General features: G+C 65.7%; 9 protein-coding genes, 2 tRNA genes and 1 pseudogene. 3 read left to right on the forward strand and 9 right to left on the reverse strand.

Annotation, left to right across the window (positions count from 1 at the left end):
• The first annotated feature begins 3 nt into the window (after nucleotides 1-3).
• Nucleotides 4-765, forward strand: a complete 762-nt coding sequence (locus tag AB0M65_RS08000) for a TauD/TfdA family dioxygenase (RefSeq protein ID WP_364023233.1) — start codon at nucleotides 4-6, stop codon at nucleotides 763-765.
• Nucleotides 766-1,800: 1,035 nt separating this feature from the next.
• Here the strand turns inward: AB0M65_RS08000 and AB0M65_RS08005 are convergent.
• The 3 genes from AB0M65_RS08005 to AB0M65_RS08015 all read right to left on the reverse strand — a co-directional run bounded on the left by AB0M65_RS08005 (nucleotide 1,801) and on the right by AB0M65_RS08015 (nucleotide 4,427).
• Nucleotides 1,801-2,460 carry a hypothetical protein gene (locus AB0M65_RS08005; RefSeq protein WP_364023236.1) on the reverse strand — a complete coding sequence of 220 codons (660 nt, stop codon included), beginning with the start codon at nucleotides 2,458-2,460 and terminating at the stop codon, nucleotides 1,801-1,803.
• A gap of 215 nt (nucleotides 2,461-2,675) precedes the next feature.
• Nucleotides 2,676-2,999: a hypothetical protein gene (locus AB0M65_RS08010; RefSeq protein WP_364023239.1), complete on the reverse strand. Its 324-nt coding sequence runs from the start codon at nucleotides 2,997-2,999 to the stop codon at nucleotides 2,676-2,678.
• A gap of 1,023 nt (nucleotides 3,000-4,022) precedes the next feature.
• A complete protein-coding gene (locus AB0M65_RS08015) occupies nucleotides 4,023-4,427 on the reverse strand; it encodes a cytochrome P450 (RefSeq protein ID WP_364023244.1) in 405 nt (134 codons plus the stop codon).
• Nucleotides 4,428-4,543: 116 nt separating this feature from the next.
• Here AB0M65_RS08015 and AB0M65_RS08020 point away from each other — a divergent pair.
• Nucleotides 4,544-4,804 (forward strand): annotated as a pseudogene (locus tag AB0M65_RS08020) (recombinase family protein); the annotation flags it as partial.
• A gap of 21 nt (nucleotides 4,805-4,825) precedes the next feature.
• Here the strand turns inward: AB0M65_RS08020 and AB0M65_RS08025 are convergent.
• The 4 genes from AB0M65_RS08025 to AB0M65_RS08040 all read right to left on the reverse strand — a co-directional run bounded on the left by AB0M65_RS08025 (nucleotide 4,826) and on the right by AB0M65_RS08040 (nucleotide 6,532).
• Nucleotides 4,826-5,167, reverse strand: coding sequence for a hypothetical protein (locus AB0M65_RS08025; protein ID WP_364023247.1), 342 nt, complete (start codon nucleotides 5,165-5,167; stop codon nucleotides 4,826-4,828).
• Between the two features lie 303 nt (nucleotides 5,168-5,470).
• A tRNA-Glu gene (locus AB0M65_RS08030) sits at nucleotides 5,471-5,543 on the reverse strand.
• Between the two features lie 131 nt (nucleotides 5,544-5,674).
• Nucleotides 5,675-5,746: transfer RNA gene (locus AB0M65_RS08035), tRNA-Gln, on the reverse strand.
• A gap of 51 nt (nucleotides 5,747-5,797) precedes the next feature.
• Nucleotides 5,798-6,532: an HAD family hydrolase gene (locus AB0M65_RS08040; RefSeq protein WP_364023264.1), complete on the reverse strand. Its 735-nt coding sequence runs from the start codon at nucleotides 6,530-6,532 to the stop codon at nucleotides 5,798-5,800.
• 576 nt (nucleotides 6,533-7,108) lie between these two features.
• On the opposite strand from AB0M65_RS08040, the gene AB0M65_RS08045 reads away from it, so the two are divergent.
• Nucleotides 7,109-8,347 (forward strand): FAD-dependent oxidoreductase, encoded by a 1,239-nt coding sequence (locus AB0M65_RS08045; RefSeq protein ID WP_364023250.1) that lies wholly within the window; start codon nucleotides 7,109-7,111, stop codon nucleotides 8,345-8,347.
• A 25-nt stretch (nucleotides 8,348-8,372) separates the two neighbouring features.
• Here the strand turns inward: AB0M65_RS08045 and AB0M65_RS08050 are convergent, their stop codons facing one another.
• Both AB0M65_RS08050 and cimA read right to left on the reverse strand, forming a co-directional pair.
• Complete coding sequence (locus tag AB0M65_RS08050) at nucleotides 8,373-9,143, reverse strand: fumarylacetoacetate hydrolase family protein (RefSeq protein WP_364023253.1); 771 nt, start codon at nucleotides 9,141-9,143, stop codon at nucleotides 8,373-8,375.
• Nucleotides 9,144-9,162: 19 nt separating this feature from the next.
• Complete coding sequence (gene cimA / locus AB0M65_RS08055; RefSeq protein WP_364023256.1) at nucleotides 9,163-10,788, reverse strand: citramalate synthase; 1,626 nt, start codon at nucleotides 10,786-10,788, stop codon at nucleotides 9,163-9,165.
• Between the last annotated feature and the right edge of the window lie 343 nt (nucleotides 10,789-11,131).

Genomic DNA, 11,131 nt, shown 5'->3' on the forward strand with positions numbered 1-11,131 from the left:
ACTATGCGACGCTCACCGATCAGTGTGCTGCACGGTTGCGATCCAGACGAGAACCCGTTTCCAGCCGAACAGTTCGCGGTCACAGCACAGGACATGTTGGTCGAGCACGGCTACGTCCACCTCACCGGTCTGCCGGACGCCTTCGATCCCGTGTCGTTCGGCCGCGAACTGGGTCCACTCATGCCGCACTACAACGGCACGCTCGTCGCTGAGGTGCGTGCGACGGGTGACACGACCTACTATCCCGGAAGCACCCGTGCCTTCAGTCCCCACACCGAGGGCTACGACTTGGTGTGCCTTCCGCCGCGATACCTCGCTTTGTGGTGCGTACGCCCCACCGAAGGACCCGGCGGTCAGACCACCTTGGCAGACACCACCCCCTGGCTTGAACGCCTCGACGGCCCGCAGCGACGTCACCTGGAGCAGTTCGAGTATGACTGGAGCAACCCGCACGGCGAAGGATTGGACACCACCGTAAAACACCCGGTCATCGAGACACACGATGCCAACACCATTGTCCGCTTCTCCTGCAACAACATCGTCCGCAACGAGGACGATGTCGTCGCAGCACTGCAGCGACTATGGCAGGAATGGTACGCCGACGACCACATCGAGATCACCTACGCTCGCAACGACATGCTGATTTGGGACAACTGGCGCATGCTCCACGCCCGCAACGCACACCAAGATCCGAATCGCCACCTGCGTCGCATCCACATAGCGACAGATGCCGGCCGGTCCGATACCACCGCACCCAAGGGATAGCCCAGGTTCCCTCGCCCGAATAAAACGTGGTTCCGCGTGAGGCTGTTGCCGGCCTCGAGCTCGGACACTGGGTCCCGTCGCGGCGGTGGCGTTACACCGGACCGAGCCCATCATGCGCAGTCAGGCTGGGCAGAACCACGTGCCGCCATTCGTGGTCAAGCGAGCAGCAGTGGTGTGGCGCCAGGTCCGCGCGAAGGTGTCGATCTGTGTGTCGACAGCAGGATTCCTGTCGTGCGGTCGATTCTGGAGTCGAATGGGTGGCGACTCGGTTTTCTTTTACATCTTAAGGGTTGCCGCTCTATCGAAGATCTATTCGCTGTGCCTGCCACGCCACACCTGTGGGTGGCAGAACAAATAACGTTGAATACTGGAAGATACTGCCGAACTCGCTGCACAGGACGGCCGATTACCGGAGTCTTCCGGCAGCGAGGTGATCACGAGTCGGCTACCGGCGCAGTCGATGCGTCGCGAACCCGAATCATGTTCCCGTCCGGCGCCTGGCCCGCCACCTCGCGACTGGCAGGAATTCCGTGTCGTTGGTGCCGCGGGTGCCTGTCGGCCTGAGGCGGACAAGATCACACGGTTCGGTCGGGAGCGCTGCCCGAAAGAGGGTGAACACGGTTTCCTGTACGCGCAATGATCGATCCAGCGAGTGCGTACCACCTACATCGGGAAGGCGTGCTGCGACCGGCACGCCGACCCGCGGTCAAACCCGACAACCCGGAACCGTGCAAAGAGGTCCCACTTCGGCCGACAACACCAGCCCTGCCGACCCCGTCACCTCCACGCCGTGACCCACCTACCTCCGTTGCAGAAAATGCAACATTGTTGCCTTCAATAGCCACGGCGGCACCGACCTCGCAGATCAGCTTGGGAGGGGTCGTCGGGAAAAGGACCAGCTCTGCTGGCACCTCGCCCGACGGCCTACCTCGCCCAGTCGGTGCCCGGGTTCCCGTCCCGCCGCTCAGCACCGCCCGCAGTCCGCGGGCCAGGCAGTTCCAGGCCGGGCAGGGGCGTACGCCGACTCTTTGGGCCCTACTGCTTCAACCACTCATGCTTGCCCTTGCCGGGGTCTCCCTGCCAGATAGTGCCGTACTTCGCGCGGACGACCTCATCCTCATTCGTTATCCAGGAGTGGTCGTTATTCGTCCGAAACTCCACATACCTGACTTTCTTCCCGTCCGTGATGACCATTTGCAGCGTCTTGGCTCCCATGAGGCTGGCAAAGCCGCTGGGGGTGAAGTACTGCTTCCAGCCGGTATTGTAAACGGCCTTGTAAACACCGGACTCCACCGTGAACGTGTGCTGCGAATAGAAGGTTTCGAGGAACTTGGCCGCCAATTCCCGTGCCTTCTGGTTTGCCTGCACGATCCCTTGGACGATCTTGATGCACGCTTGCACCGCGTTGACAAGGTCTCGCACCGACCGCAGGGTCTTGGATAGGTTCAGGATGCCCCCGCACTCCTTGGCCAGCTCGACATAGGTATCGACCAACGAGCCGACCTCGACCATGAAATCAATGATTTTCCATTCCATGCTCAAGCCGATAATGACCTTGTCGTCCCAGTCGCAATTATTGGCGAGGTGGACCGTCCGCGACATGGGCGCGGCGTACTCGGTGTCCACATTCGAAAGGTCTTTTCCGGACTCCAATGCCAGAATTTCTTCTTCCGTGAGCTCGATGTTCTGGGTCATGCCATCCTCCGTGTCATAGCATGTACACCCCCCTCCGAATGAGAGGCGTCTTTAACGGGCCGCGACTATCTGTTGGGCTCAACGCCGGTCACTCGCGGGTGGACGACCGGGCGGGCCTTCATCGCAACGTTTCGTGTGATCAACACCTCCTCAGGGGCGGCCGGTGCCCAGGGGTGGCGGCACTGGCGCGGGTGCGCGACGAGGCGACACTGTGTTTATGGGACACCCGCTACGGGCTGCTGTCCCCGGCCGAGGCGATAGTGCTCGATCGGCTGGCGGTGACGCACCTGTCGGGTCAGGGCGTCGAGCAGCCTGACGCGGGGCACCTCGGCTCGTGCCCGCTCCCAGGCGCGTGGTGCGCGGAACACCACGCCCGAATACGTGGCCCGGTCCGCCCACCGCCGCGTCCCGGCCGAGGTGTCGGGGCGCAGCAACAGCTCGGCCACGCAGCGGTAGACCAGCCTGTTCCCGGCGGTGGGCCACCGGCTGACGGCCGGCAGGTCGGCCACCACCGCGGGGAGGCCGGCACGGTAGTCCAAGCAGGCGGGCCCGCAGGACGTCGCGTACCGCGTGACCGACCTCGACCCTGCGCTGCCCGGGTGAAGAGCAGGTCCTGTCTGAAGAAGCCCGACTTCCCGTGTTGAACTCCGGGCCGCGCAGCAGCAGCCGCGCTGACTCCGGGCCGCTGACGCACCGGCCGCCCTGCGGCAGCCGAAGCATCTTCGCCACGCTGTGCCGGTGACCCAGGCAGTCCAGCGGATCGCGCCGCAACCGGCGCCTGTCCCTGATACTCATCCTCGATTCCCCTCCACAGCTGCTCCGCCTCACCCTTCCGGCAGGCCGACACCATCCGACCGCCACAGGTAAAGTTCCCGCCCCGACGAGGCACCCAACGCGAGGCCGCTGGTCACCACCTGGACGAGCGACCCATCCCCACCCCGCCCAAGCGGCCAGAAGCTAGCGTTCTGGACCCGGTGCACCACACCGCGACCGCGGCACGCAGCCGAGGACTGACACCCCCTTCCACGGCCGCCACCCCACGACTTCAGCAGGTCGTGCAGCCGCTCGATGCCCGAGCAGGGTCAGCCACGATCCCCCAGAACCGCCGATCCAACTTGCCCGCGAACGACCTCCGGCTGGCAGGCCCAGCGCTCGCGGGCGACACCGAACTTGTTGCGATTGATGCGTCTGTGAGGGTCATCCAGTTGAAGCATGTCGTCGGCGGTCACCGAGGGCCTTCCGCCGTGGTTTCCCTGCGGGCAGCGGCATTCAAGCCTGCCAGATGGGTTCGCGGATGGTCTGGCGGTCGGTTTCGGCCATCGCGGCGAAGAACACGAACAAGATGCGGCCGGTGCCCGCGGGGTCGTAGATCCGGCGAGTATTGAGGCCACGGACGGGTTTCTCGCGTGTTCCAGCAGGTCCCTATCCCGGTGTGGCCCCGGCCCGGCAGGTCCGGACGAGGTGGTTCGACGTTCGGGCGTGCCGGACCGGGTACCGGGATTGTTAGTGCCACCACCACCGTAGGGCCGGCTTGGTGTCGAAAATGCGTCGCATCATCGCGGTCATGGTCGTTCACCTCCTTCCGGTGTTGTGGTTGCTTGCTGGCTGAGTGGCGCGGTGGAGGGCCGGGGGACGCTGCCCTCGATCCTGACCGCGCGTGTGTTGCCTCGCTCACCCGGTTCCGCCCAGCGTTCGGGCCGCAACATTTCGGGGTCGCTCCAGTGGTGCTCGTCGTGGTGCACCAGGTACGGGCTGACCGACAGGACGTCGCCAAGGCTGAACGCGGTACCGCCGAGTTCGGTGGGGCGCGACAGGGCGCGGCCGACCATCGGGCGGTGCCGCAGTGCCGCGCGCACGATCTGGCCGGGCGGCCAGGACCACGGCGAGTCCGCCGTGTGGTGCAGACAGGCCAGCAGCACCGACCACGCCAGCGAGGAACCGACGGGTGCCACGATCGATCGGAACATCGTCAGCTGCACCTCGGCCACCTCGCCTGGGACGGGCGCCGAGCACGGCGTCCAGCACATCGCGGGGCCGGTCGGCAGGGTGTTTCCGGTGCTGCCGGGTCTCCTCGGTCACGGCGGTGACCCGGCCCGGCACGCAGGATCTCGAGCGCTACCCGCCACCAACCGCACCCAGCAAGGCGCGGACCCGCGGCTTCTGGGGGCGAAGTGCGGTCGACAACATCAGCACCAACCCCAAGTACACCGGCTACCAGGTCTTCAACTGCCGAGCCACGAAGTCCCGGCGCGGCAAGGTCAACGAACCGTACAAGTGGGTCTGGTCACCCAAACCCGTTCACGAACCGCTGGTGCCCAAGTGGATGTTCGACGAACTCACCACCCGGCGCGCGGCAAGACGCGGTTCACGAGCAGACGGGACCATCAATCCGCACCCGCAAACCGAACGCACCTACCTGTTCCGCGGCGGTGCCGATCCCCACGCCAACCTGCCCACCGCGGTCCGTATCCGCGAAGACGAGCTCTTGGACGCCGTCGGGCGCTTCTTCGGCGACCGGATCTTCGGCCCTGACCGTACGTCCATTCTGGAAGCAGACCTGGCCACTGTGGACGACAGCGCCGCTCAAGCACGCGCAGAGGATCGAGAGCGTCTCCAGCGTCAACTGGCCGACATCGAACGCAAATACAACGAATTGGCGGCGAACAAGAACACCGTTCAAGACGAGATGGTTCAGCTGGACGCGCAAGACATCGAGACTCCAGCACCACCCACGCCCTCGGACCTGAGTCTTCTGGACGCCGTCCCCTACTTGCGGGTCAACTTGGCCAGGGCTCCGCAGGCCCTGCTTCAGGCGCTCTTCGAGGTGACACAGCTCACCGTGCAGTTGAACGGCCCCGGCGACGTCGTGACGATCGGGGTTAAACTGCCAGCAGATCAAGTGCCCCCGATAGCGGAAGCAGGAGAAAGGATCACAGACGCCATGTCGACTACTGAAATAGCAAAAAGCGCCGATCAGAATGATCGACGCTCTTTGCGTGGTAGCTGTACGTACCCCCGATGGGATTCGAACCCACGCTACCGGCGTGAGAGGCCGGCGTCCTAGGCCGCTAGACGACGGGGGCTAGGAATTTCCTCTTGGAAGAGGAGGTTTTCAGTTGTTCACCTGCCGTGTTGCTGCGGAGAAACTTACCAGACCGGGCTTCCCGCCTTCGCAGGGGGGTCACTCTGTGTTTCACTCCGGAGAGTTCTCCAGCTGGGGTACCAGGACTCGAACCTAGACTAACTGGACCAGAACCAGTCGTGCTGCCAATTACACCATACCCCAGTGAGGCGCCGTCCCGATCTTGATCGGCTCAGCACCGCACGAGAGGAAATACTAGAGCACGCCGTTCCGCACTGTGAAAGCGGGGGTCTCCGAGGCGCGCTGCACCGGGACACCGAGCTTGGCGAACTCGGAAACGAGCAGCTCAGGGAGCTCGTTGAGGCCGGTGATGGTGTGCACGCCGTCCGGGGCGCGCTCGGCGATGCCGTCCCGGTCGAGCCAGACGGCGCCGAGGCCGGCGTCGCGGGCGCCGATGGCGTCGGTGTCCAGTTTGTCGCCGACGTGGACGGCCTGTGCCGGGTCGCAGCCGAGGCCGAGGCAGACCGAGTGGAACATCGCGGGGTCCGGTTTGGCTACTCCGAGTTCACCGGCGATGGCTACGTGGTCGAAGAACCGGGCGAGGCCGAGGTCGGCGATCTTCTTGCGCTGATGCGTGCCCGACGCGTTGGTGACGGCCGCGACGAGGACACCGGCGGCGCGCAGCCAGTCGAGACAAGGGAGGACATCGTCGAACAATTGCCACGAACGGGCGAGGAGTTCACGGCGGCGCCTTTCGAACCCGGTGACCTGCTCGTCGTCGGCCAGAATGCCGATCTCCGCGAGAAAACATTCAGTACGCCTGTGATGCATTGTGGTGTAATCGATTTCACCCGCGACGACGAGCGCGACATGCTCTTCGGTGATGAGATCCCACAGCGGCCAAAGATCGTTCCGGCCGGTGAGAGCACGCAGGCTGAGCCGGATCGCCGCCGTGCAGTCGATCAGCGTGTCGTCGATGTCGAGGCACACCAACCGTAACTCCGGGGGCTCCCAAGGGGCTCCGTCCGGAACGGCCGGAGTGGTTCGTGACGGGGTCCGGGGCACGAGAGCGAAATCCACCAAGTGAGGCTAGGGCACTCAGCGCGATCGCGACTCTGCCGATGAGGTGATTAAAGCTGCTCTGTTTCGGCGCGGCCGCTCTACTCCCAGTTGGTGAGATGACGTGTTTTAGTTACCGGGCAACGATGAACGCGGGCGACCGAGTGAAATGCCGCTGTTCGCCGACCCTCTCGATCCGCCGCACCGTACGCGCTGTCACAAGCCTGAAAACCTTGCGGGACTTGAGACCCGGACCGTCCACAAGGGCATTTGCCCGCTCACCCGGCAGTGTTCGCCACACCACTGTCCTTCCCGGACCGTCCCGCGGCGTTCGAGTCCTGTGTGGACAGTCTCGTCATCGCCCGCTCACCGCGCGTATGCCACGGCAGGCGGGTCGCTAGCCCGATCAGCGGATCCGTCCGGATGACGCTTGACGCGCCACCCCGGCAGGTGCATGCTGAGCTTATTCAACGAGTGATGAATAAGGGTTTCGAAGGGGTGGGACGGATGAACGAACGCACGAACTGCGTGATCGTCGGCGGTGGCCCCGCCGGCATGGTCGCCGGATTACTGCTGGCCAGGGCCGGTGTCGAGGTGACGGTGCTGGAGAAGCACAAGGACTTCCTGAGGGACTTCCGCGGCGACACGGTGCACCCGTCGACGCTGACCCTGCTCGACGAACTGGGGCTCGGCGAGAAGTTCTTGAGCCTGCCGCACAGTGAAATCTCCTACGCCGGCTTCCCGACCGAAGACGGCACGATGATGCGGCTGGCCGACCTGACCAGGCTGAAGGTGGCACATCCCTACATCGCGATGGTCCCGCAGTGGGACTTCCTGGATCTGCTGGCCGACGCTGGCGCGAAGGAGCCCACGTTCACGCTGCGCCGGAGCACGGAGATGACCGGGCTGATCCTGGAGCGGGGCCGGGTGACCGGGGTGCGTTACCGCGACGCCGAGGGGACCGACGGCGAGTTGCGCGCCGGCCTGGTGATCGCCGCAGACGGCCGCTGGTCGCTGGCCAGGCGGGAAGCCGGGCTTGTGCCGAAGGAGTACGACACCCCGTTCGACGCGTGGTGGTTCCGGATCTCGCGGCGTGACGGTGAACTCGAGGGCAGGCTGACCCCGAGGATGCGGGATCGCCGGTTCGCCGTGCCGCTGCCACGCAAGGGTTACTTCCAGATCGCCTACCTCAGCCCCAAGGGTGACGACCTGCGTGCCGAGGGCATCGAGGCGTTCCGGGCCAACGTGGCCGCGGTCCTGCCCGAACTGGCCGACCGCGTGGACGAGCTGAAGACGACCGACGACGTCAAATTCCTGGACGTCAAGATGAACCTGCTGCGGAAATGGCATCTCGACGGGTTGCTGTGCATTGGTGACGCGGCACACGCGATGTCACCGGTCGGCGGGGTCGGCATCAACCTCGCGGTGCAGGACGCGGTCGCGGCCGCCACCCTGCTCGCCGCACCGCTGCGCCGCGGCAGGCCCACGGTGGCGGAGCTGGAGAAGGTCCGCAAACGCCGCCTCGCGCCGACGATGCTGGTGCAGGGGCTGCAACGGCTGTTGCACAAGAACGTCCTGCGGCCGGTCATGGAGGGCAGGCGCAACGGCCCGCCCGCGCCGATGGTGAAACTGTTCAGCCGCTTCCCGGCGCTGTCCTACATTCCCGCGCGGCTGCTGGGCCTCGGCCTGCGGCCCGAGCATGCCCCGGCGTTCGCACGGCGGGCGATGGAACCGGTGGAGAGTTAGCGTCCTAGGTGTGACACGGGGGCGGTCAGACGCTCTGCACCGGGTTCGTCAGGGTGCCGATGCCTTCGATGGTGATCGAAACGGACTGGCCGTCCTCGATCGGGCCGACGCCCTCGGGGGTGCCGGTCAGGATGACGTCGCCGGGCAGCAGGGTCATCACACCGGAGACGAACTCGACCAGCTCGGGGATCTTGTGCACCAGATCCGACGTCCGGCCGTCCTGTTTGAGGACACCGTCCACCTCGGACTTGAGCGCGAGGCCGGCCGCGTCGATCGAGGTCTCGATCCACGGACCGAGCGGGCAGAAGGTGTCGAAACCCTTCGCCCGGCCCCACTGGCCGTCGGCCTTCTGCAGGTCACGCGCGCTGACGTCGTTCGCCACGGTGTAGCCGAGGATCACGCTCGCCGCGCGGGCGGCAGGCACGTTCTTGACCGGCTGGCCGATCACGATGGCCAGTTCGCCTTCGAAGTCGACACGGCCGATGCCGTCGGGCACGCGGATGGGCACGTTCGGGCCGATCACCGTGGTCGACGGCTTGATGAACAGCATCGGGTCCGCAGGGACCTCGTTGCCGAACTCGGCCGCGTGCTTGGCGTAGTTCCGGCCGACCGCGATCACCTTCGACGGCAGGATCGGCGCGAGCAGCCGCACGTCGGCGAGTGGCCAGCGTTTGCCGGTGAAGTTGGGGTTGCCGAAGGGGTGCTCGGCGATTTCGAGTACCTGGGCGTCGTCGCCGTCCCCTTCGACCGAAGCGAACGCGACACCACCGGGATGAGCAATTCGGGCTAGACGCACTCCCCCACTGTACGACTCCTCAGGCCGGACCCTCGGAGAGGGACTTGTGCACGAGCGCGTCGCACAGCGCGAGCCAGCTCGCTTCGACGATGTTGCCGTGTACGCCGACCGTGGTCCATTCGCGCTCGCCGTCGCTGGTTTCGACGAGTACGCGCGTGACGGCGTCCGTGCCGGGGTGGCCGGGCAGGATCCGCACCTTGTAGTCGGCCAGCTCGACACTGTCCAACCAGGACAGGTGCGGGCTGAGCGCCTCACGCAGGGCGGCGTCGAGGGCGTGCACGGGGCCGTTGCCCTCGGCGGTGGCGATCACCCGCTGCCCGGCGACGTGCACCTTCACCGTCGCCTCGGAGACGACCTCGCCGTCGGAGCGGTGGTCCAGCACGACCCGGTACGACTCCAGTTCGAACGGCGGTTCGTCGAGGACGTCGCGCTGCGGGCCGTCGACCTCCCGCCGCAGCAACAGTTCCAGTGAAGCGTCCGCGGCCTCGAACGACCAGCCTTCGGATTCGAGTTGCTTCACCTTGCGTACGGCGCTCGTCAGCGCCTCGGGCTGGCCGGCAAGGTCGACCCCGAGCTCACGTCCCTTGAGCTCCAGGCTGGCCCTGCCGGCCATCTCGGTGACCAGTACCCGCATGTCATTGCCGACAGAAGCTGGATCGATGTGGTTGTACAGCAACGGATCCACCTTGATCGCGCTCGCGTGCAGTCCCGCCTTGTGAGCGAAAGCCGACGCCCCTACGTAAGCCTGGTGGGTGTAGGGGGCGAGGTTGGCGATTTCGGCAAGAGCATGGGAGACCCGGGTGAGCTCGGCGGCACCTTCGGTCGGGAGGACCTCTATTCCGAGCTTGGTCACCAGATTTCCCGTCACGGCGAACAGATCGGCGTTACCCGCCCGTTCGCCGTACCCATTGGCGGTGCACTGGACGTGCGTCACGCCGGCCTGCACGGCGGCGACGGAGTTCGCCACCGCGCAGGAAGTGTCGTCCTGACAATGGATTCCGAGCCGGAATCCGGTCCTTTCCTTGACTTCGCGGACGGTTTCCGCGAGTCCGAGCGGCAGCTGGCCGCCGTTGGTGTCGCACAGCACGGCGACGTCGGCGCCGGCGTTCATCCCCGCGTCGAGCACCTTCAACGCGGTATCCGGGGAGAACGCGTAACCGTCGAAAAAGTGTTCCGCGTCAAGGAAGACGCGACGTCCCTCGGCGACAAGGAACGCGACGGTGTCCCGCACCATCGCGCAGGCCTCGCCGACGTCGACCCGCAGCGCGCGCTCGATGTGGCGAAGGTCCGATTTGGCCACCAGGGTGATCACCGGCGCCTGCGCGTCGAGCAGGGCCCGCACCTGCTTGTCCTGGTCCGCCGTGGTACCCGCTTTACGCGTCGCGCCGAACGCGACGAGCGCGGCATGGCGCAATTTCAGTTCGCCGGAAGCCGCACGGGCGAAGAATTCCGTGTCCTTGGGCAGCGCACCCGGCCACCCGCCTTCGATGAACCCGACCCCGAGATCGTCGAGCAGCCTCGCCACCGCCAGTTTGTCCGTGACGGAGTAGGTGATCCCCTCGCGCTGCGCGCCGTCGCGCAACGTCGTGTCGTAGAGGTGGAAGGCGTCGCCGAGCGGTGTACCGGCGGGCTCCGTGCGGGTCACGGGAAACTCCTCGTGGTGGCGGCAAAGCTGGTTCAGGCAACAAAAAAACCTCCCGCATGGGTGCGAGAGGTTGCGCGCCGGGGGCTCTTGTGGAGCTGTTATCCGGCGCGCTCGGCGATAATGATGGTGCGGGAGGTCACGAACGCATCATGGCATACGCTCTGCCCGGCGTCCACAGGCCGGGCAGAAGCTCCCACCCTTCGGGATCGCTCCGCGCTAACGCGACGAAGGGGCCTTTCACCGCGTCAGACGCTTGGAGCAAGCAGATCGACCGCTGGGGTGCGTTGCGGGTCACGGAAAAAGACCATGATCACGACATCCCGGACGAGGTCGTCGAGCTCGC

The organism is Amycolatopsis sp. NPDC051071 (genome assembly GCF_040682875.1).
In the GTDB taxonomy this organism is placed as follows: Bacteria; Actinomycetota; Actinomycetes; order Mycobacteriales; family Pseudonocardiaceae; genus Amycolatopsis.

What these genes read in the sequence shown, in the direction of transcription:
- AB0M65_RS08015 (WP_364023244.1), bottom strand. Translation starts at nt 4,427, where the DNA reads ATGTTCCGATCGATCGTGGCACCCGTCGGTTCCTCGCTGGCGTGGTCG.
- AB0M65_RS08000 (WP_364023233.1), top strand. Translation starts at nt 4, where the DNA reads ATGCGACGCTCACCGATCAGTGTGCTGCACGGTTGCGATCCAGACGAG.
- AB0M65_RS08005 (WP_364023236.1), bottom strand. Translation starts at nt 2,460, where the DNA reads ATGACCCAGAACATCGAGCTCACGGAAGAAGAAATTCTGGCATTGGAG.
- AB0M65_RS08045 (WP_364023250.1), top strand. Translation starts at nt 7,109, where the DNA reads ATGAACGAACGCACGAACTGCGTGATCGTCGGCGGTGGCCCCGCCGGC.